This is a genomic window from Paenibacillus sp. PSB04 (assembly GCF_025809195.1).
Lineage (GTDB): Bacteria > Bacillota > Bacilli > Paenibacillales > Paenibacillaceae > Paenibacillus_AQ > Paenibacillus_AQ favisporus.
The window spans coordinates 4,342,307-4,365,364 of record NZ_CP081301.1 but is presented as its reverse complement, the minus strand read 5'-3'; the positions used below and the strand labels follow the sequence as shown (position 1 = coordinate 4,365,364).

Genomic DNA, 23,058 nt, shown 5'->3' with positions numbered 1-23,058 from the left:
CATGCATTAACGATTTATCGCGTTAGCCCAGGGAAAATACTCTGCATGCGGTAGCTGCGTAGACAACGGCAAAAAAAGCCCGGCAGAAACGGCGATCGTTCATTCGCTGTTCCGCTGGGCTTTTACGGTGACTTTTTTCAAGCTCAATCAGGCGGTGCTTAATAAATCTTCTTCATCAGATCCATCACTTCATCCAGGGTAAGGCCGAAGGATTTGTAGTATGCAGTATCGTTTACCATCTGCTTCAAAATCATTTCATCGCGTAGACGCAGCTTGTCTTCAGGTGAGAAATCGGCGACAAAGCACCCTTTTCCCGTGACCGTGTTGATCAAACCGCATCGCTCGAGTTCTTCCCAGGCTTTCTTTACGGTGATGACGCTAACACGCAGCTCCTGGGCCGCTTGCCGGATCGGCGGTAAACTATATCCGCTTTCCAGTTCCCCTTTCAAAATTTGGGCGCTGATTTGTTCGAAAAGCTGCTGGTAGATCGGTTTTTCGGAGTTGTTCGAAATCGCAATGTTCATTGGATCTCCACTTTGTGGAAACGTTTAACCGCAATCCGGTAAGCAATCACAGTGAGTGCGATGAAAATAACGATTCCGGCGATCATTAAGGATGCTTGAAGTGCCACATTGTGGACGCCGCTGCCATTAAACATGTCGGACACATAGGAATTCTGGATTCCGATCCATTGCGCGAGTCCGGCAAAAATCATCGCCCCGGTAATGCCCGCCAGCGCCGCCCCGCCAAATTTATACGCCGTCTTGTAAAACATGGGGATAAAGAACACGTTGAAAACCGCAAACATCACAAAGCACAGTCCCCAAAAACCCGGATACGGTCCGAAGAAAACGTTGTGTATTTCCCCATAGAGACGAATATTGATGATACCAAAGATGATGGCCATCAGCATATGAAGCATTTCCAGGATGACAATGACAAGCACCCTGGCCTTGACCATATCTGTTTTGGTGACAGGCATCATCGAAGTAAACATCAAATCGTTTTGTGACCGGAACTGGCCAAATGTATTAGGGACCGTGATCCAGCAAAAATACAGCAGCACGATAAAATACAACCAGCCCGGTATGAGCATCAACGCGCCCAAAACGACAGGCACCAAAAAAAACAACGGATTGATCCCCAATTTTAAATCCTTCATTACCAAGTTATACATACATATCCTCCTTTTTCGCGAAATAAATCATAATCTCCTCAAGAGTGGGCCGGGCCGCTTTCACATCTAAGGAAGGATCGAAGTCTTTGGCATGGATCAATCCCGTAAAGCCGAACGAATTCGTTTTGTAGGAAATCAGCTGCGCCTTCATCAGGTCCAGCTGACTCGCGCTACCGTTCAGTAAAAGGTAGGATTCAATAAACTCTTCTTTCACGGCACTGTTGATGATTCTTCCGTTATGAATATAGGTAATGTAATCCGCACACTTTTCCAAATCCGATGTAATATGCGTTGAGAACAGGATGCTGATTTCACCCTCTGCGACGAGCGATTGAAAAAGATCGAGCAGATCGTCTCTGGCGATCGGATCCAGCCCGCTTGTCGGTTCATCGAGAATCAGAAGCTTTGCGCCATGGGATAAGGCAAGGGCCAAACTGTACTTTACTCTCATCCCTGTCGACAACTCGACGATTTTTTTGTTTTCATCCAATTTGAATCTTCTTAAATAATACGAATAAATTTCATCATCCCAGTTGGTATAGAACTTTTTTACCACTTCCGTCAATGCTTTTATTTTGCTCCGGGTATAAAAATCGATGCCGCCAAACGCATATCCGATGTCCTGCTTCAATTCGATTTCGTGTTCGGCAATGTTCTTGCCGAAAATACGCACTTCGCCGCTGTCGGTATGAATCAGATTCAAAATCGATTTGATCGTCGTCGTCTTTCCCGCCCCATTGGCGCCGATAAATCCCATAATATATCCCTTTTCCAGCTGAAATGAGACGTCTTTCAACTGGAAATTCGGATAACTTTTGCTTAAGTTTCGAATGTCTAATGCCAGCATACCGTTCCTCCTCGATAAATTGTGTATATCGTGTATGCACAATATATCATCGCACCATGGATGAAGTCAATGGATGGAATGCGGAATGTTGAAAAGATTTTTATCCAAAAGGCATGAATTTAAACCGCCCGGCGTTCTACAAAGGTTGTTTCGCATTCAAAAAAAAGAAAAGCATTGCCGCATCGGCACTGCTTTTCTTTGGGTCTAAAGGGTTCATATTGGCCGCTCCTTGTTCTGGACTGGTGAGAGGAAGGATACGGCGGAATGGACGGAGTTGCTTTATTTCGCCGGTAAAAACTCGGTGGTAAATACGTTGGCGATCGGCTCCGCGTCCTTCAAAACGCCGACTTCGATGAGCTGCTTCTGCACCTCTTCCCACCGCTCCTTCGTCATGGTACCGACGCCCTGCTCCGCCGCGTCACCGCCGAATACGAGATCCATCTCCTTTTCGGCGCTGTACTTCATCATATCCAGATCCATATCCGGGTTTTGCTCGTGGATGGCTGGATTGATTTCCTCGGCGTGGCTCTTGTAGTAATCCCACCCTTTTACCGTAGCTTCAACGAACGCTTTGACTTTGTCCGGATGCTCCTTGATCATCTTCTCGGTCGTAAAATAGACGTTGGCGTAAAGGTTATACCCGGAATCCGCGATCAGCAGCGTGCCGACGTTCACTCCCTGTTTTTCCAGAGTATAAGGCTCGGATGTGATGTATCCCTGCGTCAAAGCGTTAGGGTCGTTCACAAAATTGACCAACGATCCCGTATACTTCAGTTCCTTGACCTGATCCAGCTTATATTTGCTTTTCATGTACAGCCAGAAACTCGCCGTCGGAGCGACGTAAACCGCATGTCCGTTCAGGTTGGAGAAGTCCTGGATTCCCGCTTCCTTATGATAAATCAGCACCTGCGGGCTCTTCTGAAACGAGGCGGCGATGGCTACAATCGGAATGCCCTCCTGCCTTGCAACCAGAATGTCGTCGCCGTTCGCGATGCCGAAATCGGCTTTGCCGGAAGCTACGATCTGTGTGGAGGATACCTGCGGACCCCCGGGTGTCAGCGTCATGTCCAGTCCCGCGTCCTTATAGAAGCCTTGTTGGACGGCCGCGAAATTGCCGCCGTGTTCCGGTTCGGCGAACCAGTTGAGAACCAAGGTGGATTTCTCCAGCTTCGGCTCTGCGGAAGCCGTCCCCGTCTTTTCCCCGGAGGATGCTGTTTCCGGAGCTGCCGTTTTCCCCGAACAGGCGGCCAGCATTCCCGTCATCAATACGGCGCATAAGGACAATGCCATCATCTTCTTAACACTGCGTTTGTTCGCTGTCATTTTCGTTGCCATGTTACCCATCCCCCTTAGGACTTGACTTTCTATGCCTATCATAGGAGATACGTCAAATTAGCGTCAACAAATATGCCGTCGTTTTGTAATCACGAACAAAAAATCAAATTAAATGTGTAACGAACGCCTATCCACTAACATTACTACGTCTAATTTGTAAATTATACTTACATGAACCTGACTAAAATTGTATTTGTCTTTACCCGCCCGTGGCCCATAAATTCCATTGGCACAATCCAAAAAAGCCGTTTGCGCTTTTCGACACCCTTAGTCGAAAGGCAAACGGATGGATGGTGCCTGAACCTAACCCACTCGCGCTTCTTCATACGCGTCTAATGCCGCCTGCACCGCTTCACCCGCCGGCAGCTTGACGCCGACCCGGAGCAGTACCGCCTCCAGCGCACCCAGCAGGTGCAGAATATTCGTCTGCCTGCAGCTGTATCCCATGGTGCCGATCCGCCAAATCTGACCCGCGAGCGGCCCAAAGGAGCTGGCAATTTCGATGCCGAATTGGTGCAGCAGCATCGCACGTACCGTCTCCCCGTCTACGCCCTCCGGAATTTGCACGCAGGTCACCATCGGCAGCTTGGACAGCGGATCGCCGTACATGGACAGTCCCATCGAGGTCAGCCCAGCCATCAACGCGGATTCGTGCAGACGGTGCCGCTTGAAACGCGCCTCCAGTCCCTCGGCCAGCACCAGGCGAAGCCCTTCATGAAGCGCATACAGCATGGAGGTCATCTCCGTATGATGGTTCAGCCGCTTGGGGCTCCAGTAATCCTGCAGCTGGGCCAAATCCAGATAATTGCTCTGGATGGGACTAAGCCCCGGCGGAGCCTCCTGTAACGGGAGGGAAGCAGTATTGCTGCGCAGTCCCCGCTCAATGCGTTTGCGGGCAACAATTTTCCGCTCTGCGCGGTCATTATACGTTATCGGCGCCATGCCTGACGGAACGGACAGGCACTTTTGCGTGCCGCCGATGACCGCGTCGAGCTGCAATGCGTCCGTATCGACCGCCGTGCCGCCAATGGTTGCTACAGCGTCGACGATCAGCAGCGCGCCGTGGCGACGGCAGGCTTCGCCGATCCCGGCCAGCGGCTGCATCCGGCCCGTGGAAGTCTCCCCGTGCACCATGGCGACGACATCCGGCTGCTCGCGGCCGATGGCTTCGATCAATTCGGCAGGGTCGAACACAGTACCCCACGGCTTCTCCAGTGTAATAACCCGGCCGCCGCACCGCTCGGCGATTTCGTGCAGCAGGTGGCCGAAACGCCCATAGATCGGGACGAGTACCCTGTCACCCGGCTCGATCAGGCTTGCCATCACGGCCTCAATCCCGGACCTCGACGTCCCGTCGACGGGATACGCCCACCGGTTGTCCGTGCGAAACAATTCGCGAAGCATTCCCATCGTTTCATTCATCAGCTCCGTAAATGCCGGATCGAATTGACCAAGAATCGGATAAGACATGGCCCGCAGCACGCGAGGGTCGACTTCTACCGGCCCCGGCGTCATAATGATGCGCGAAATCGGCACAAATTCATTCCAGCTTCCTCCGGGTACCCTATTCATCATCCATCCACTCCTGTCGTATAGGCAAGCTCATGCAGGCAGGCAGCTAAAACTGCCGTTCCTTCCGCAAGGTGAGCCGGCTCCGTGTATTCCTCCTTGGCATGGCTGATCCCGCCCCGGCTCGGAACGAACAGCATGGCCGCGCGGCTGACGGCGGCCATCATTTGCGCGTCGTGTCCCGCGCCGCTGACCATGCGCAGGTACGGAAGCCCCGCCTCCATGCACAGCCGCTCGATCCGTCCCGCCAGCGTACCGTCCATCGGGACAGGCTCTGTCTTCAGCCAGCAGTCGGCCTTCACCTGCAGCTTTCTTGCGGCGGCTATCCGTTGGAACGTTTCAAGAGCGGACTCGCTGAACTCGTTCAGCATCCAACTCTCGGTATGGCGGATATCCAAGGAGAAGCGTACCTCGCCGGGAATGACGTTCGGAGTATTGGGCCAGGCTTCGATCCGCCCGACGGTCGCTACCACTCCGTTACCGGCCCGCTTCGCCATTTCCTCCACCCGGACGATCATGTCGGCCGCTCCGGCCAGCGCATCGGCTCGGTAGGGCATCGGCGTCGTTCCCGCATGGTTGCTGTTGCCGGTCACCGCGATCCCGTACCGGCGCTGTCCGACGATCGCTTCGACCACGCCGATTCGCCGTCCGGCTGCCTCCAACACGACGCCCTGTTCAATGTGCAGCTCAACGTAATCGCCGATGTCCCTCCGGCGGCAGTCGGGTTGGCTCCCGTGTCCGAAGCCAGCTGCTTTCATGGCTTCATCCAGCGATACCCCCTCCGCATCGTAAATGCCGGTTCCATCGCCGATCCGGTAGCGGCCGCCAATACTGCCCGAGCCCCAATACGTTAAGGGGAACCGGCTGCCTTCTTCCTCGCAGAAGGAGACCACTTCGAGCGTACGGACAGGCATCCCGAACCTCCGCTTCAAATAGGACAGCGCGGCGATTCCGGCGGCGATTCCGCCGGCTCCGTCGTAGTCTCCGCCGGCGCGGACGGTATCCACGTGGGAGCCAGTCAGAACCACGGGTAGATCGGGACGGGTACCCGGCAGCCGGCCGTAGAGGTTCCCGACCCGGTCATAACGCACCTCCAGCCCCGCATCTGCCATGCGGCCGGCCAGCAGCCGCTGCGCCTCCTGCCAGGACGGAGAATACAGCAGCCGGGTGACGCCGCCACCGGGTTCGCGCCCGATCCGGCCCAGATCTTCCAGCAGACGCATCATATCGGCAAAAGCACCAGATTCAGCGGCAATATTCATGGAGCCACAACCTCCCCGCTGCGGCCGGCAGTGTGCGGCTTCAGCGGTGTCAGCCGCCGGCCGGCACCCGGACTTACGATTCCTCCCTCCGACGTGTAGACCAGGCGGCCCCGGCAGTAAGTCGCAGCTACGGAGCAGCTGAAAATCCTGCCGATATATGGGCTGTGCCGGTGGCGCTGCAGCAGATCCTCTCTGCGCAAGACGTGCGGAGACGATGGCTGAATCAGCACCAAGTCGGCATCCATTCCCACCTGAATTTTGCCTTTGCGGCGGCCAAGGCCAAATCTTCCGGCCGGACGTTCCGACAACAACTTCGAGAGCTGCGGAAGCGGAATTCCCCGCTTGATCCAACCTTCCTCCAGCATTAGCAGCAGGGTGCTCTGGGCACCGGCGATGCCGCCCCATGCTCCAAAGAAGCCGTCACCTTCGGTTACGGCCTTCATCGCTTCCGGGCAGGGTGAGTGGTCGGAAGCAATGAAATCAATCGCACCTGCCTTAAGACGTTCCCACATGCCTTCTATTAGAAAGGCCGAACGGAGCGGCGGCGCACATTTGGCCGTCGGTCCGATGCGGATCATATCCTCCTCACTCAAGGTCAGATAATGCGGGCAGGTCTCCAGCGTTACGTCAAGGCCGCGCTGTTTGGCATCCTGAATCAGATCCACCGTTTCGGGGCTGCTGATATGAACAAAATGCAGGGGGCATTCCGTCTCTTCCGCAAGGGCAAGTGCGGAGGCTACCGCCTCGAGTTCGGCTTCAACCGGGCGGGTCAAAGCATAAACTGCCGCATCGGTCCGCCCTGCGGCAAGGGCCTCGGCGGTCAGGCGTGACGTCATTTCGTCGCTTTCGGCATGCAGTGCAAGGAGGCCACCGAGACCGGCAATATGCCGCATCCCTTCCCTCAGTTCGTCCGCCCCTACTTCACGGAATCGTCCCTCCCCTTCCCCGCCGGGATTTGACATGAACGCCTTGAATGCGATGACGCCGGCATCGGCCAGCGCTCGCAGCTGGTCCATTCGCCCTGGCACCAGTCCGCCCCACAAGGCATAATCCACCGCCGACCGGCCTTGCGCCAATCGTTCTTTGTGCCGCAGCGCATCCAGCGTAACCGTCGGCGGGTTTCCGTTCAGCGGCATATCCGCGTACGCCGTGCAGCCGCCGGCTGCGAGCGCGGCAGAGCCCGTCTCAAACCCCTCCCAATGTCCAAAGTTCGGCTCATTGAGATGGACATGCATATCCACCACGCCGGCCATGACGATCTGGCCGTCCGCTTCTACGATTTTCGAAGCGGACATCCCCGAGATGCGGTCTTTGATTTCGGCGATCTTTCCATCGCGGATGGCGATATCCATCTTTGCGACTTCGTCCTCAAGCACGACGTTTCCGCCGCGTATGATCCATTCTTCGTGCGCATCCATGCTTCGCCCCCCTTTTTCTATCAGCTTCCGCGGTACGTGCTGTACCCTCCCGGCGCCAGCAGCAGCGGAATATGGTAATTCTCATTGCCGTTAGACACCCTGAACCGGATCGGAACAAGGTCCAGAAACGAAATCCCGTCGGCCGCCGCCTGTTGACGGAAATAATCGCCAACCCAAAACGTCAGCTCGTATTCGCCCCCGGGTACCAAATCGCCGTCCCACAGCGGCTGCGAAAGACGCCCATCAACTCCCGTTATACCGGATGCCAGCAGCCGTCCCCCTTCCGCATCCCGCCCCAGCAGCCGGAGTTCTACCTTAAGGCCGCTTGCAGGCACCGCGCGGGACGTATCGAGCACATGTGTCGAAATCCGCCCGCTCATCCGGAACTGACGGTGCCTTCAGCCGGCTCCGGTGCGGCAATTAGATCTTCACGGGTCATCGAAAAGCCCTGAAAGCCGAATGGCGGGCGCGGCTCGGTAAAGACCCCGGATGACAAGCCGTCCGCAGGTTCCACGACCGTCTCCCATGTCCGGTTGCTCGTTTCAAATCGGACCTCGGCCAGCTGCGGAAACCGGATCAGAATCCGCTGCCCGATCAACCAGATCAAATGCTGGATCGACGGGGTCGCGAATTCATAAAAGACGTTCTGGGCAATGTCTCGTATCTGCTGGACGGGCACATGCTTGCCTGCCTCCGGATGGATTGCATCCTGCGGGTCGTCATATCTCCAGCGGATATCGAGAAATATAAAGAGCGGCCGGTCATAGGCATCAGGCAGCGTCGTGTATTCATCGCGTATAAAGCCATAGAACGAGCTGCCGCTGACTTTGATCAGCTGCAGGTCCGACAGGCCACTCCACGCCTCGTCGAGATCATACCCCTCGGCGCCGCGCGCCAGTTTCATCTCCGCGGAGGCATGATCGTTGTAGGAACGCCTGTACACGAGACGGTTATCCAGAAACCCTCCGGGGCCCGGCACCGGCAGAGGAAGAAAGGGAATCCGGTTGGCCGACAGCCGCACAGTGTCGATATGGCTGTAAGTCTCCATAAACCGTACGGCCAAAAAATGCAGTAGCGCTTCCGTCGTCCCTCCTGCAAAGGTTGCAGCTTGGCGCAAAATAAAATTTTTCATGGAATCGGTGGCCACCAGCTGCGCGTTGTCCCCGTCGGTGAACGAAGTCAGCAGAGCGTCACCGCTGACCGCAAAACGAATGTTATGGGCAAACAAAATATTATCCTCCCCCACAAAGGGAGATTCCGGTATTGGGGCCGCTTCCAACGGCTCTGCGTAAGTCCTGTAAACAAGGACGTCTCCTTTTCCGTAATAAAGCGTGCGTCCGGAGTTTATTTTCAGCATGATTAGGTCATCCTTTCTATTCCTAGCTGCGATCCGTTACGATCCGCTCCAGCCTGATTCGCGTAATTCGGGCAATCTCGCGCAGCGCTTGCGTCCATTCGCGCACTGGATCATGATCCATTCTTTGCCGCATCGCTTGCGCGATGTCGTCTTTGGTGCATCCGGTTACGGCCATAATGAAAGGAAAACCGAATTTGCTTACATACTGTGCATTCATGGATGCAAAGGCTTCGTATTCCTCTCCGGTCAGCTGATCCAAACCCGCACCCCGCTGCTCTTGAGCCGAAAATGCTGTGACTTGCATGCGCGTGGCAAGGTCGGGGTGCGCCTGAAGCAACGCCAGCACCTGGGATTCAGATTCCGCATACACCTGCTCCATCATCCGCTCGTGCAGCTCCGCAGCCGATGCGAACGGCCGCAGCTCCCATACCTGCTGTGCCACCCAAGGCGAATGCTCGAAGACGCCGCCCAGGTGCTGGACGAACGTTTCGGCCGTCCCTTCGTTCAGTTCGTTGATCGTGATCATATGCGCGCATCCTCCTTCCCTCCGGGACCGTGCCTTTCCCAGATGATCCGTTCCGATGCTCTCCGGACCGACCTCAGAATCGCCGCGTATCCCGTACAACGGCACAGATTGCCGGACAGCGCTTCCTCTACCTGCTCCGGCTCCGGATCGGGATGTTCATCAAGCAGCGCAATGACGGTCATGATCATTCCCGGCGTGCAGTAACCGCATTGAAAGCCCCCTTCCTCCAAAAAGGCCTGCTGCACGGGATGGAGTCCATCCCGTCCGATGCCTTCGATCGTCGTAATGGACCGGCTCTCGGCCTGATACGCAGGGATCAGGCAGCTGTTGACCGGCACACCGTCCATATGCACCATACAGGCGCCGCACCGACCGATGTCGCATGACCGTTTCGTCCCGGTCATGCCCAAATCGTCGCGGAGAATGTCGAGGAGCCGTCTGGACGGCGATATGTTTAACGACACCCGCCCGCCATTGATCTCGCAGGTCCACGGCTTCAGCCGGATACGATCCTTTTCGGATTTCATACCGTCTCCCCCTTTCTCCCAAGGAAGGATGCATCTTGCAGCAAAGCCGGATTCGCAGGGAGTTTCTCCAGCCAAACTCCCGTCGCCTGCCGGACAGCGGCTGCGATGGCCGGCGCAAGCCCGACAGAGCCGATCTCGCCAACCCCTCTCGGTCCGTGCTCGTCGCCTTCCGGCAGATCCTCGATCGGCAGCACTACGACGGGACCAGCCAAGTCGGTTACGGTCGGAATGAGATAGGTGTCAAGGTTGCCGGTTTTGTATATTCCCTCCTCCATGACGGCATCCTCACTCAGCGTAAAGCCTAGCGCCATCCCGCTCCCTCCCTCGATTTGACCGAGATAGCCCTGCGGGTTCATGACCGGGCCTGCGGCCACGGCATGGAACTGGTCCAGCAGTCGAATGCGCCCGGTCAACCGGTTCACCTCGATCCTGACACAGACCGCGGCATACGAATATAAATAGTGAGCTCCGATCCGCTCGGTAGGGGACACAGGGTATGCAAAGCTCGTTTCGGCACGGATGGGATCCTTCCCGGCGGCGGCCAGTTCCTGGTACGTCATCACCCGCTTCTGCGTGTACATGTCGTAAATACCTCCGTTACCGATCCGGAGACATTCCGCCGATACGCTCGCTGCTTCGGCAGCGGCGGCCAGCAGCCGTTCTGTAAACGGCTTCTGCATACGCTTCAGTGCCTGCCACATCATGCTGGTCGCGCGAGACGCAGTGCTGGAGCCGCTGTCCGGCACCGCATCGGTATCCCCGATGACGAGTCTGAGATCGGAAGCGTCCAGACCGTACATCTCGACCAGCATTTGCTCCAGCGTCGCGAGCAGCCCCTGTCCGCATTCTTCGAAACCGAACGCGACCTCCACCTTCCCGTCTTGCGCGAGCAGAAGCCGGCCGCCCGACGGGTCGGGAATGCCATAACCAAGGCCTGCACCATGCATGACGAAAGCAGCTCCGACGCCGGTCCGAATCCATGGCGGCCGGTTCCCGCTTTCTGTGAGATGTTCCGGTTCCTTCCACAACCGTGATTCCTTCAAGGCATTCCATACTTTGAGTGCCCCGCCAGTCACCGAAATCGGCTGACCGAAGGGTCCGGTCCCGTCCGGCGGAAGCAGGTTGATGCGGCGCAATTCCCATGGGTCCATCCCGAGCGCCTCGGCGAGACGGTCCATCTGTCCCTCCAGCGCAAACAGCGCCTGATTGCCGCCAAATCCCCGGAACTCGCCGGACATGCCGTTGTTTGTGAACACCGAGATGCTTACGGCATCGACGGCGCCGAAGGCATAAGAACCAACGGCATGCTCCGTCGCAAAGTTCAGCACCTCCGCACCCAGCGTGGCGTAAGGGCCCGTATCGGCCAGAACCCTAACCTGATGGGCAAGGATACGTCCCGATGCGTCCGTACCGGTTTTCATGCGGATGGTCATCGGATGGCGCTTCAGGCCGGCCCGTACCGATTCCATGCGGGATTGGTGAATCTTCACCGGTTTGCCCGTCACCCTGGCGAGAAGCGCCCCGTACGGCTGGACGTTTAATTCGTCCTTCCCGCCGAAGGAGCCCCCGATCGGGCTGGACACGACCCGGATCGACTCCGGCGGGACCGCCAAAATCCGCGCCAGCTGCAGCCGGTCCATCAGGCCGTGCTGTGTGGGAGAGTAGACGGTAAGTCTCCCGTCTTCTCCCGGAACGAACAGCCCGCCTTCCGTTTCCATATAGGTGTGCATCTGGCGCGGCGTCCGGTAGGTCGCCTCCACGATATGAGCGCACATCCCGAACGCCTCGTCGGCATCGCCACGGCGGTACTCGCTTCTGTGAAGCAGGTTGCCGTCCTGGTGAAGCTGCGGCGCACCTTCGGCCAAAGCTTCATCGGGCTCGGTAAGAGCCCGGAGCGGCTCGTAATCCACCTCGATCAGCTGAAGGGCGTATTCGGCGACTTCCGGCGTAGCCGCGGCGACGGCCGCCACGGCATCGCCCGTATAGCGGACCCGGTCCTCGCAGAAGACCGGCTGATCGGCGCGGGCGATGCCGAAACGGTTCAGCCCGGGCACATCCTTCCAGGTCAGGACCGCCTCCACGCCGGGCAGCGCCAACGCCCGTTCCGTCCGCACGGACCGGATGGCCGCATGCGGATAAGCCGAACGCAGCACCCGGCCGTATAGCATATCCGGCGCGCTCAGGTCCGTCAAATACTTGAGCTGCCCCGTCACTTTATCCGGGCCGTCCGGACGCACCCTCCAGCGCGTTCCGCTGCTGGATCGGTTCAGCATAGCGTCTCCCCTCCTTCGGATGCAGTCTGTTGAAGCAGCTGCCACAAATCTGCGGTGATCAGCGATGCTGCCGTCTTGCGGCGGTAGGATTCTCCGGCGAATATATCGCCAGCCGGTCTGTACTCTTCCATGACCCGTTCATAAACGTCCGGAAGCCGGCTCAGGTCTGCCCTGCTCCCTTCCAGCCATGCTTCAAGGGCGCCAAGGCGGGCTGGCTTTGCTTTCCCGCCGCCTGTCGCGATCTTCACCTGCCGGAAACAGCCGGCGGCATCGATTTCCGCAGACACTGCCGTCGTAACGAGCGACGGGGAGAAGGCTTCGCGTCTCCCAGCTTTGTGGTAGACCGCGATCCGAGGCAGCGAAGGCAAGCCATTATCGCCGCCCGCTGCCTGTTGGATCCCGGTCACATCCGCCCTTGCAGGAAGCCTGATCGTCAGCAGGATCCGGTCCGGGTCCAAGGCATCGGCGGCACGAAGCTCCAGCCATTCCGTCAAAGGCAGCGGCGCCGCGGGACCGTGTTGATCCTGCCATTCCAGCTCTGCGTCGTAGAGGAGCAGCGCCGGCAGCACGTCCCCCACGCCGGAGCATACGTTACCTCCGAGCGTCGCCACGTTTCGTACGGACGACGCTGCCGTGCTGCGGATAGCTTCCCCTACCAAAGGATAAAGGTTCGCTAGGCTCGGATGTCTCCGGCATGTCCCGAGGGTTACCTGGGAACCGATGCACAATCCCCCGGCCTGCATGAACACCTCCCGTAAGCCGGTCACACGCTGCAGGTCGATCCAATGCGGGGAAACGCTCCGTGTTCCGGCTTCCCATTCCGTGCGGAGGAGTGTGCCGCCAGCGACATAGTCCGCTTGCTGACCAAAACGGCGTTTCAGCAAGTAGGCTTCCCGGGCATCTGCCGGATGCCATACAGTCGGTGCACTCATCACCGGGTTGAAGGTAGCATCCATGGCCATCTCTCCTTTGCAGTGTCTTGAATGCATCCTGGTGCTTAAATGGAATCGATTGGTTGGTTTTTCACACTATACGCCGCCACCGTGTTTGTGTAAATAAACTTAACTCCGATTTAGGAGTCATGCACAATCCGATTCATTTGCGTTGTGCCCGATGCCAAAATTGGGCATGACCCATCAAAATTATGTCATTATTTCTTACACGCAGGGAGATGCTGCTTCGTCTGAAGAGTCCATATTCGTTTTGCCTCCGCCCACTCTTCCGGCGTGTCGATATCCAGAACAAGCAAAGGATCGGCAGGGGCCAAGCGGAGCCCCTGAAAACGCGAAGAATCCAGAAGGCGCTTCGCCCCCTGATCCCCTTTCAGCCCAGCAGCCGCCTCAAACATCGTTGCCGACAGAACCGCGGGCGGCATCGCCTCCCTTCCCGCCTCGCTCATCACATAATCCAGCCCGGGAGCTGATCGCCACGCGTCGATCAGCTGCATCAGCCAAGCCGGCGACACGTACGGCTGGTCGGCCAACGCCACAAGCACAGCATCGGCGCCTGCATCGGAAGCAGCACGGATGCCGGACTGCAGCGAGAGCGCCATGCCTTGATCCGCTTCCAGGCAGACAGCGACGACAATGCTAGGGCCGTCCGCTTGGTCTGCCAGGAGGCTGGCGTCCAGCCATACCAGCGGGTCTTCAGGATGAACGACTACGATCAACCCGCTCAGGCCGCTGTCCCGAAGCGCCGCCAAGCCGCTGCCGGCCAGATGCATACCTGGTGCAAGCTCCAAGGACTGTTTGCGGCAGCCCATTCTCCGGCTGCTTCCCGCCGCAAGGTATACGCCCATGATGCTCATGCATGCCGCCTCTCCCGAACAGCCGCCTCAGCGCCGCTCTTCCACTTCACCAGCCGGGCCGCGATGCTGACGGCGATTTCGGCGGCGCCTTCCGCACCAATGGGAAGACCTGCAGGAGCATCCACGAAGTCCGGGATCGGCAGCTCACCAAAGAGCAGCCCGATCCTCCGTGCAGAGCCGATGACGCCGACATACTCCGGCTGCAGCGGAAGAATGCGCTGCAGCATCTCCCGGTCGCGGCGCAAATGATGGCTGGCAAGGACGACGTAATCGCGGATGCCGATGCACAGCTCCTCAACGATCCTGCCGGCATCGCCAACAACCGTTCGGGCCAGCGGGAACCGCTCCCTGCTGCACCAATCCTCGCGCCAATCCGCCACGGCTGTCGCAAATCCGATGGAGCGCGCCATCGCCTCCAGCGCCGCCGTTTCCTCCCCGGCGCCGAAAATGATAAGCCGGCGGCTCGGAGCCAGCCGGGTCGCATAGAAGAACACTCCCCGCCCTGCTACCGAATCCTGTATGGGGCCGTCTTCCTCCAGCCGGTAATCCATCTCCTGATCCGGGCGGAGTTCCCGAACGAGCCGGACAGCCGTCCCTTGTAGGACGATTTTGGCCGCTTCCAGAAGCACCGCAAGAAGACGGCCTTCGATCGGCTCCAGCAATATGACCAGCTCGCCTCCGCAGCCCATTTCCTCTCCCCAGATCGGGTCGACGCCAGGCTCGGTGTTATAACTCGCCCATTCGAACCGGCCGCGCTCGAGAATCCGGGGAACCCTTGCAGCGAGATCCGCTTCCAGACAGCCGGGGCTGATGCTGCCGATGCGGCGTCCATCCGCGGCCATCAGCATCATGGCTCCGGACTTGCGGTAAGCATGGCCGCGCACCGATACCAGGCTCGCAAGCACCGCCATCCCCTCTTCTTTCTGCACGTACCGGAGAATGCTTTCCGTCTCCATCCGAACTCCTCCTTACATGCATTTTCCTATAAATACAGTGATCCTGTTCCTCGAAGTAGGTTTACAATCTACGGAGCAGCTTCTGCAAGGCCCGGTTCGCTCCGTCGAGTACCCGCGGCTTATCCAGGGTCAGCACCTGCCTGCCTTCCATCACAACATGACCGTCGATCATCACCATTTCAACATCCCCGCGGGTGGCGGCATAGACGACCCGTGAGAACCAATCCGTGTCAAAGGAAGGATAGACATGGTAATCTTCCAGGTCCAGCAAAATCAGGTCTGCAAGTTTTCCCGTCTCAATGCTTCCGATCTTCCGTTCCATGCCAAGCACTTCCGCTCCGCCAATCGTGGCCATTCGCAGCACGGTCCTCGCGTTCATTACCGTCGGGCCGTGCTCCACCTTCTGCATGTATGCGGATAATCTCATTTCCTGAAACATGTCAAGGTTGTTGTTGCACGGGGCTCCGTCCGCGCCGAGGCCGACCGGGATACCGCTTCGCATCAATTCCGGCACTTCTGCAATCCCGGATGCCAGCTTCAGGTTGGATCCCGGACAGTGGGTGACTTTGACGCCGCGCTCGCGGATGATCCGCTTTTCCTCGTCATCGAGCCAAATGCTGTGCGCGAGCACGAGATTCGGTCGGGCAAGGCCGATATGGTCCAGATAAATCACGTTCCGCATCCCCCGTTCGGCCTCGACCATGGCGATCTCGCCCCGGTTTTCCGACGCGTGCGTGTGCACCAGAACCCCGTAATGCTCTGCCAAATCCCGGACTTCGGTCAGCAGACGCTCGGTGCAGGAGACGACAAAACGCGGGCAGAACGCATAACGGATCCGCCCACCGGCAGCCCCGTCCCACACTTGCAGCAAATCGACGCTTTCCCGGAGGGAACGATCCGTATCCTCCTGCAGCGCCAGGGGCACCTCATCGCCGTGATCCATCATCACTTTGCCGGAAAACGCCCGAATGCCGCTTTCCTCGATCGCCTGAAAAGCCATAGAGGTATGGTGTACGGTCTCCATATCGAGAATGGTCGTCGTCCCGCTGCGGATGAGCTCTCCAAGGCCAAGCAGCGCCGAATAGTACACCGACTCCTCGTCATGCGCGGCTTCGAGCGGCCAAATTTTTTGTTTTAGCCAATCAATCAGCTCCAGGTCGTCGGCCCGTCCGCGAAAGAGCGTCTGGCATAAATGGATGTGCGTTTGCACAAAGCCGGGCAGCAATACTTTGCCCCCGGCTTCGATCACCCGGTCGGCTTCGCTCGGCGCGCCGGGTCCAATATGAGTAATGCGGTTGTCCTCAATCCGAACATCGCCATGGATAATTTCATCGGCCGGATTCATTGTCATGATGATGGCATTGCGTATGATCGTCGTTGTCAAAGGCGCTTCCCCCTTCTTGTACGGAAAGTCCGGGAGATGCCGCACGGATGCCGCTTCTCCCGGACACGATTCTTCCTTCGCATTGCCCCGCTGCTCAGCCCATTTTCCCCGGATTCAGGAGACCGAGCGGATCGTTATGCCTCTTACGTTCCTGCATGCCGGGTATTGCCCCGCGTCCACCATTGTCCAGCAGCCAGGTATGGGGATCATAAATTTCCACGCCGATGGACCGGCAGGTGTCTATGATATGGTACAGCCGTTCTTCCGTGCTGTAGCGGACGACGGGCAGGCCGTTCGGCTGGAGTTTGCCCCTCGAGCGGATCCATTCAAAATGCAGCAGCATTTCGTCCCCGAACATCGATTTCAGCGTCCGGATCTGCTCCAAGTAGCAGTCCCGCTTGAAACCTGCTTGCAGGTAGGTATAAGCCGGATCACGCTTCAGCGCCCAGAGCGTCGTATGGTTCCAGGTAAAATCGGACAGCCCGATCGATTTGCGGTACTTCTCAGGGTCAATGACATAGCCGATTTCCCCGCCGAAAGCTGCGGCGAGTGCCGGCAGCGCTTCGGCAGCATGCCCGGCGATTTCGGTAAAAACCACCGATTTGCCGTGTGCGAGCACTTTTTCCAGCGGCTTGAAGAAGGAGGGAATCGGCCACTCCATCGGCGTGATCAGCCGTTTGGGGATGGCCGCTTCCTCCGCCAGCGCTTCCCCGAATCGGACCGCGTCTTCCAAGCGATCGAAGTTCACCACCACCTGTGCCCACTCGGTCCGGGGTGCCAAAGGAATGACCAGCTCGGTGACGATGCCCGTCGTCCCATAGTTATGAATATAGTCCTTGAGTTCCTCGCCGTGGACTCGGAAAACCTGCGGCTCCTCTTCCATCGTCAGGACGGTCGCCTCCAGCACGTTGCCGTCCCACAGGTCGCCCCAGGTAATCGACCCGACGCCCCCGGAACCGCCGCACACAAACCCGCCGACCGTCGCCTTGGCGAAAGTGCTCGGGTAAATCCGCAGCTCCTGTCCCTGCTCCCGGGCCGTCTTCTCCAGGACGCCGAGCTTGACGCCGCACTGTACACGGGCATAGCCGCTGCCAATCTCCAAGATTTCGTTCATGCCGCTGAGGTCCAGCACCAGGCCGCCTTCGAGCGGGATCGCCTGTCCGTAGTTCCCGGTTCCCGCTCCGCGGACAGTGACGGGGATCCGATGCCGGTAAGCAATGCGCAGCGCTTCACGGATTTCATCGACTGTAGCTGGCACGAGAACGGCATCCGCTTTTTTGTCCTTCAGTTTTCCGCTCAGCACGGGGGAATACCAATAAAAATCCTTCGACAGCTTTTCGACCGCCGTTTCGTCGGTCAGCAGCCTCAGTGCGCTGAACGCTTCAGGCATTTCAGGCTTCCATACCATTGACATGAGAACCACCCGCTTTCTTTGTATTCACAGCTTACTCCATATAGAAGAACAATTTCGTGAGGACAATCTTTCGATTTCAAAAAACGGTGCTAATCCGTTCCTGAACGACCGGATTCCGCAAGGGAAGCAGGGAGCCGATCCGGCATTCGGCCGTATCCCCATCCTGGATGTCTACCGATCCCGGTGTCCCGGTCATGATGATGTCGCCGGGATAAAGGGTCATCATCCGCGAGAAATACGAGAGAATCAACCATGGGGAATAGATCATATCGGATACACTACTTCTGTACCGGACCGATCCGTTAAGCACGGTCTGTATATCCAGTGCATCCAGATCCCCGATTTCGTCCATGCTGACCAGCTCCGTTCCGAAACTGAAGAAGGTGTCGTAACTTTTCGAGCGACCAAGAAACCGCGGGTTGCGGGCGTGGATGTCCTGGGCAGTCATATCCAGCGTCGGAACGATGCCGGCAAGTACGTGCGGCGCCTCTTCGGGGCTGACGTGCTTGCAGGTCTTACCGATCACCAGGCCGATCTCCGCCTCGGCGGTAATGCGTCCGGCCCCGTCCGGAAGAAGAATGGCTTCGCCCGGGCCGATCATCGTGCTTGCCGGCTTCAAGAAGCAGATAGGCTCTTGCTCCGGCGGCACCACGGCCATATCTGCGGCCTTTTTCCGGAAATTCGCGCCAACGCCCCAGACATTGACCGCACCATGATACAAGGGGCCAAGATTTGCCTGCTCCAGGGGAACGGAGGGAATGGCGGTCAGCACCTCCTGCCCTCGTTCCCGCAGCCATCCGGACAGCGCCGCCGCCTCGCCGGTCCGCAGCAGTTCCAGAACGGTCGTCGGCCAAGCCGTTCCAAGCGATTCATTGATCCCGGTTAAGGGAAATATCCGATTGCCTGCAACGATGCCCGCGCTGCCTGGCCCGCTTCCCGCCAAAGTTACGAGCCTCATCGCTCGGCTCCCGCTTCCGCCTTGGCCCGGATATCGCTGAACTCGAATTCGCTCAGCTCACGAAACACCTCCGCTAAAATGTCGGTCACCCGCTCCTGAATGATGCTGCCTTTGGCTGCCGTCGCCTGGGTCGCATCGCCGCATATGCCGCTGTCGGAAATGTCCGCCATCCGCCAGGCGAAGCGTATTTTCCCCTCAAGGGTCAAAAATTTCTGCCCGGTCATGGACGGGGTCTCCGAGACGAGCCATTGATCCTGCACCCATCCCGGTTTGATGGCCTTCACGATCGACGTTTCGTAGTCCCCGCCATGAATGCCGTATTCCAGTTCATCGGCGGGCATGAGATCCTCCGCACCTCCCAGGGAGGAGGGCGATAAATAAAAGACGAGCATATCGTGGCGAATGCGGATTTCCCGGGACACCACGTTCAGCAAGTCGGTATTGCCGCCATGCGTATTAAACAGCAGCAGCTTATGGAAACCGCTCAGCCGCAGGCTTTCCGCGATATCCAGGATCACGCTCTGCAGGGTCGTTGCCGACAGCGAAATGGTTCCTGGCAGGCCGAGATGCTCATTGCTTTTGCCGTACGAAACCGGCGGCAGCAGCCACACCCGCGCATCGGGCTTCAGCTTTTCGAGCGCCAGGGTCACCGTAGCCTCCCCGATCAGCGTATCGGTCATGACCGGCAGATGCGGTCCATGCTGTTCGATCGCGCCGACCGGCAGAATGACCAGCGTGCTTTCCTTGGGAAGCTCCTTGACCTGTTTGCTGGTCAGCCTTGGCAGGAATCTCTCCTCCCAGGCTGCTCCTTCGTATCGTGTAAACATCGGCATGTTCCTTTGCTATTGGATTTGGTTGATCACGGCCGCGTCCGCGGACTGCATCGACGCCTCGATATCCGCTGCCCATCGAAGCAGCTTCAGGTCCTGGCCTCTGCCGGCAATGAGCGACAGCCCGACCGGCAGACCGTCCGTCTTCGCCAGCGGCAGTGTAACCTGCGGCAGCCCGCCCAGCCCGGCGATGCAGGACAGCTGCAGGATCCGCGTGCGCGTCATTTCAATTTCCTCGCCGGGCAGCCCGATCACGGGGGCTCCGCAAGGCGCTGTGGGGATGACGAGCACGCCTTCGCTTCCGAGAAGCGACTCAAGCCGGGCAGCAATCGCTTGCTGAAGCTGGCTCGCTTCCCGGTACGCTCCCTCGGAAATCGTGGCGGTCCAGGCAAATCTTTCGGCGATGCCGGGACCGAATCGGGGATGCTGCGCCGTGATCCATGCGCCATGGGCAGACCATATTTCGTACCCCTGAATCGTTCGGAAAATGCCGGCCCACGCCGCGAGTTCCCCGTCCGTCAAACGGATGGATTCGAACGCTCCCAGCGATCCGAATGATTCAAGCGCACCGCGGAGCGACTCGGCGCAGCCGGGCTCGGCAGCTGCCCACGCTTCAACCGGCAGCATCATTCTGGCGAATTCCCCGCCGTCATCGAGCGGTTCCTCGAGAAGCACGCGGCCGACCTGCAGCAAGGTGCTTGCCCGGCGTGCCATCCAGCCGACCGTGTCAAAGGCCGGAGCCAGCGGGATGACGCCGTCCATGGGCACGCCGCCGTGCGTCGGGCGAAATCCGCAAATACCGCAAAAAGAGGAGGGAATCCGCACCGAACCGGCCGTATCGGTGCCAAGGCCAAAGTCCACTTCCCCGGAGGCAACGGCGGACGCCGAGCCGCTTGAGGAACCGCCGGGAATATGTCCTGGAGCGATAGGGTTCGGCGGCGTGCCGTAATGCACATTTTCCCCGTTCAGGCTGAACATCAGCTCATCGGTGTGAGTCATTCCATGAAGCTTTGCTCCGCTGCCGAGCAGACGTTCCACGGCGGCCGAATGCTTCACGGCAGGCTTGTGTGTGTTAAGCCAATCGGGATTGCCGGCAGCATTGGTGTGTCCTGCTACGGCAAACACGTCCTTTACGGCAAAGTTGAGCCCTTGAAGGAGACCGCCTTCCGCGTGTCTCGCCTCCGTTCCCAACCGAATCCACGGCGTGCATTCTGGCTGCATACGAGTTCCTCCAATCGTTATGAGTTCGCGGGAGCGGCCGCTCCCGGGAAAGCCGCTCCGCGCAGCACCGCCAAATCCTCCTCGTCCAGGCTTGCCGCCGGACCTGACTTGATTAAATCGGAAAACTTCTCGTCGGGCACCATGGTCGTCAGAACATAGAGCCTGCCCTCACCGGTATTTTTGACCTGATGGTTGTTGCCGGGCGGAACGACGAAGAACGAGCCTGTGCGAATCCCGGTTTCTATATCGCCTACGATGGCAATCCCTTCTCCGGCCAGCACGTAAAAATACTCATACGCTCCGCTGTGCTCGTTCGGCGGCGTCTGTCCGCCGGCGTCGAAAATTTCCACTACGGACACGAACGGCACCTGCGTCCCGTCGCACAGCATGACAAACTTGTTGGAATCCTTGCTTGAAATTTTGCGTACCTCGCATTGCTCGAAATGCCCCAGAACCAGACCATCGATCATATCACTTCATCCCTTTCTTTTCGTGTGCAGGCCTGCAGCAGATCCTCGGAACCGGCAACAAAGCCATAGCACTGTTTGATATTGTATAAGGCGGCCTCCGTGCAGTAAGCCGGAGAACTTGTCGCGCAGCAGTCTTCCAGCAGAATGGCGTCGTATCCGAGGCATACGGCGTCCTGAAGCGTATGCATCACACACTGGTCGAGGTTGACGCCGGCAAACAGCAGCGTCTTCACGTCCAAATTGCGGAGAATGCTGTCCAGCGGCGTATCCCAAAAACCGCTGATACGGTATTTATCCACCCGGATATCCCCGGGCTCCGGTACCATCCGATCAATCAGCGCCGCGCCCCAGCTCCCCTGTTCCAGCACCTTCGAGCCTGTATCCGGCAGCGGGCTGCCGATCCCATGGCTGACACCGTCCGGATTATATACGTGGAGCACCGAAGGGCTTAAGTTCATCCGGTCCTCCCGATTGCCCCAGTTGACCCACAGCACAGGAACCCCCTGTTCGCGAAGGGCCGGAAGCAGCCGCTGAAGCGGCTTGGCGGGAGCCAGCAGCGGGGCGGTATTGACTCCAATCGAGTCCAACCACCCGCCCGGGCTGCAAAAATCGTTCTGCATATCAATGATGACGACGGCGGTTTTGGCGAGATCCAGCGTGATCCGCTGCGGCAGCGCCGGCAGGGTCACGGTGACGAGCGGTTTGGGATCGCTCCTGGACAAATCGGCCAGCTCCTCCGACACGTTCCAGTAATTTTTCGAATTCCCCAGTCTGTGCATGGGAACTCCCCTCCTTTGCTGCAAACTTGCCGCTCGGCTTGGCGGATGCAGTTAGCCGGTAATGGCCGAGTCATGCCAGGAACGCAGAAGTCGGTTCGACAGGGCATTGATCAGCAGGAAAAAGACGATGCCGACCACGGCGGCCGACAAGCCGCAGGCGAACAAATACGCCGTCTGCATCCGCGTCGCCGCGACCGTAATCGCGTAACCGAGCCCGCCGTTCAGCCCGCCGATGCCTGCGATATACTCGCCGACGATGGCCCCGACAACCGACAGGGAGCAGGAGATTTTGAAGCCGGCCAAAATGTAGGGCAGCGCTGCCGGGAGTCTGAGCCTCCAGATCGTCTGCATCTTCGTGGCGTTGTACAGATAGAACAGATTTTTCATGTTCTGCTCGGTCGAGTTAAGCCCGATCAGCGTATTGGACAAAATCGGAAAGAAACTGATCAGAAAGGCGATAATAACGATGGCGTTCATGCCGGCCCCAAACCAGATGACGATGATGGGCGCAATCGCCACAATCGGGATCGTCTGCAAAATGATCGCGTAAGGATACACGCTCCGTTCGACCGTTTTGGACAGCGCAAGCAAAATGGCAACAGCCACGCCGAGAATGGCGCTAAGGGCAAATCCCAAGACTGCCTCCATAATGGTCGTGCTCACCGACACCACCAGATTGTGCCCGTTCTGCGACACCGCTTGAACGATATCGGACGGCTTGGGCAGCAAGTACTCCGGGGTGCCGGTCAGCCGCAGTACCATTTCCCATACAAAGACGACGAAGACAAATACGCTCAGCGGCGGTACGACCCGAGACACCATTTTCCCCCAGACGTGGCTGCCGCTGCCAACACTCCTCCTGACCATAGGCGCGGCCGGCGAAGCCTGTTTCGCCGCATCGGTAACCGCGCTCACTGCTGCTTTTTCCATGACCTCAACGACTCCTTT

The 23,058-nt window shown here is 58.2% G+C and carries 23 protein-coding genes; all 23 read right to left on the bottom strand.

Annotated elements, in window-relative coordinates; genetic code table 11:
• Positions 1-158: 158 nt before the first annotated feature.
• The 23 genes from K2F33_RS20235 to K2F33_RS20125 all read right to left on the bottom strand — a co-directional run bounded on the left by K2F33_RS20235 (position 159) and on the right by K2F33_RS20125 (position 23,040).
• Positions 159-524: a GntR family transcriptional regulator gene (locus tag K2F33_RS20235; protein WP_212984187.1), complete on the bottom strand. Its 366-nt coding sequence runs from the start codon at positions 522-524 to the stop codon at positions 159-161.
• The gene (locus K2F33_RS20230) at positions 521-1,177 is read right to left on the bottom strand and encodes an ABC-2 transporter permease (protein ID WP_089547821.1); all 657 of its coding nucleotides are present in this window, start codon (positions 1,175-1,177) and stop codon (positions 521-523) included. The genes K2F33_RS20235 and K2F33_RS20230 overlap by 4 nt, the downstream gene beginning before the upstream one ends.
• A complete protein-coding gene (locus K2F33_RS20225; protein WP_263878376.1) occupies positions 1,170-2,024 on the bottom strand; it encodes an ABC transporter ATP-binding protein in 855 nt (284 codons plus the stop codon). Before K2F33_RS20225 ends, K2F33_RS20230 begins: the two co-directional genes overlap by 8 nt.
• Positions 2,025-2,303: 279 nt before the next feature.
• A complete protein-coding gene (locus K2F33_RS20220) occupies positions 2,304-3,359 on the bottom strand; it encodes an ABC transporter substrate-binding protein (protein ID WP_263878375.1) in 1,056 nt (351 codons plus the stop codon).
• A gap of 303 nt (positions 3,360-3,662) precedes the next feature.
• Positions 3,663-4,934: a pyridoxal-phosphate-dependent aminotransferase family protein gene (locus tag K2F33_RS20215; RefSeq protein ID WP_318670986.1), complete on the bottom strand. Its 1,272-nt coding sequence runs from the start codon at positions 4,932-4,934 to the stop codon at positions 3,663-3,665.
• Positions 4,931-6,190, bottom strand: coding sequence for a Zn-dependent hydrolase (locus tag K2F33_RS20210; protein ID WP_089547824.1), 1,260 nt, complete (start codon positions 6,188-6,190; stop codon positions 4,931-4,933). The genes K2F33_RS20215 and K2F33_RS20210 overlap by 4 nt, the downstream gene beginning before the upstream one ends.
• Positions 6,187-7,608, bottom strand: coding sequence for an allantoinase AllB (allB, locus tag K2F33_RS20205; RefSeq protein WP_263878374.1), 1,422 nt, complete (start codon positions 7,606-7,608; stop codon positions 6,187-6,189). Before allB ends, K2F33_RS20210 begins: the two co-directional genes overlap by 4 nt.
• 20 nt (positions 7,609-7,628) lie before the next feature.
• Positions 7,629-7,988 (bottom strand): hydroxyisourate hydrolase, encoded by a 360-nt coding sequence (uraH, locus tag K2F33_RS20200; protein ID WP_263878373.1) that lies wholly within the window; start codon positions 7,986-7,988, stop codon positions 7,629-7,631.
• Entirely contained in the window at positions 7,985-8,965 is a 981-nt protein-coding gene (gene pucL, locus K2F33_RS20195; RefSeq protein ID WP_263878372.1) for a factor-independent urate hydroxylase, read from the bottom strand. Before pucL ends, uraH begins: the two co-directional genes overlap by 4 nt.
• Before the next feature lie 22 nt (positions 8,966-8,987).
• The gene (uraD, locus tag K2F33_RS20190) at positions 8,988-9,491 is read right to left on the bottom strand and encodes a 2-oxo-4-hydroxy-4-carboxy-5-ureidoimidazoline decarboxylase (protein WP_263878371.1); all 504 of its coding nucleotides are present in this window, start codon (positions 9,489-9,491) and stop codon (positions 8,988-8,990) included.
• Complete coding sequence (locus K2F33_RS20185; protein WP_263878370.1) at positions 9,488-10,018, bottom strand: (2Fe-2S)-binding protein; 531 nt, start codon at positions 10,016-10,018, stop codon at positions 9,488-9,490. Before K2F33_RS20185 ends, uraD begins: the two co-directional genes overlap by 4 nt.
• Entirely contained in the window at positions 10,015-12,291 is a 2,277-nt protein-coding gene (pucD, locus tag K2F33_RS20180; RefSeq protein ID WP_263878369.1) for a xanthine dehydrogenase subunit D, read from the bottom strand. Before pucD ends, K2F33_RS20185 begins: the two co-directional genes overlap by 4 nt.
• Positions 12,285-13,247, bottom strand: a complete 963-nt coding sequence (locus tag K2F33_RS20175) for an FAD binding domain-containing protein (protein WP_263878368.1) — start codon at positions 13,245-13,247, stop codon at positions 12,285-12,287. The genes pucD and K2F33_RS20175 overlap by 7 nt, the downstream gene beginning before the upstream one ends.
• A gap of 194 nt (positions 13,248-13,441) precedes the next feature.
• The gene (locus K2F33_RS20170) at positions 13,442-14,098 is read right to left on the bottom strand and encodes a nucleotidyltransferase family protein (RefSeq protein WP_263878367.1); all 657 of its coding nucleotides are present in this window, start codon (positions 14,096-14,098) and stop codon (positions 13,442-13,444) included.
• Entirely contained in the window at positions 14,095-15,054 is a 960-nt protein-coding gene (locus K2F33_RS20165; protein WP_263878366.1) for an XdhC family protein, read from the bottom strand. Before K2F33_RS20165 ends, K2F33_RS20170 begins: the two co-directional genes overlap by 4 nt.
• Before the next feature lie 61 nt (positions 15,055-15,115).
• On the bottom strand, positions 15,116-16,438 hold the full coding sequence (locus K2F33_RS20160; protein WP_145132402.1) for a 5'-deoxyadenosine deaminase: 1,323 nt from the start codon (positions 16,436-16,438) through the stop codon (positions 15,116-15,118).
• A gap of 94 nt (positions 16,439-16,532) precedes the next feature.
• A complete protein-coding gene (locus tag K2F33_RS20155; protein ID WP_076171468.1) occupies positions 16,533-17,852 on the bottom strand; it encodes an FAD-binding oxidoreductase in 1,320 nt (439 codons plus the stop codon).
• A 76-nt stretch (positions 17,853-17,928) separates the two neighbouring features.
• On the bottom strand, positions 17,929-18,810 hold the full coding sequence (locus K2F33_RS20150; protein WP_263878365.1) for a fumarylacetoacetate hydrolase family protein: 882 nt from the start codon (positions 18,808-18,810) through the stop codon (positions 17,929-17,931).
• The gene (locus K2F33_RS20145) at positions 18,807-19,637 is read right to left on the bottom strand and encodes a creatininase family protein (RefSeq protein ID WP_145947804.1); all 831 of its coding nucleotides are present in this window, start codon (positions 19,635-19,637) and stop codon (positions 18,807-18,809) included. Before K2F33_RS20145 ends, K2F33_RS20150 begins: the two co-directional genes overlap by 4 nt.
• A gap of 15 nt (positions 19,638-19,652) precedes the next feature.
• Entirely contained in the window at positions 19,653-20,861 is a 1,209-nt protein-coding gene (locus K2F33_RS20140; protein ID WP_263878364.1) for an amidase, read from the bottom strand.
• 17 nt (positions 20,862-20,878) lie between these two features.
• Positions 20,879-21,331, bottom strand: coding sequence for a cupin domain-containing protein (locus K2F33_RS20135; RefSeq protein WP_076171460.1), 453 nt, complete (start codon positions 21,329-21,331; stop codon positions 20,879-20,881).
• The gene (locus K2F33_RS20130; RefSeq protein ID WP_163876011.1) at positions 21,328-22,110 is read right to left on the bottom strand and encodes a cysteine hydrolase family protein; all 783 of its coding nucleotides are present in this window, start codon (positions 22,108-22,110) and stop codon (positions 21,328-21,330) included. Before K2F33_RS20130 ends, K2F33_RS20135 begins: the two co-directional genes overlap by 4 nt.
• Before the next feature lie 51 nt (positions 22,111-22,161).
• Positions 22,162-23,040 (bottom strand): ABC transporter permease, encoded by an 879-nt coding sequence (locus tag K2F33_RS20125; protein ID WP_089547840.1) that lies wholly within the window; start codon positions 23,038-23,040, stop codon positions 22,162-22,164.
• Positions 23,041-23,058: the final 18 nt, after the last annotated feature.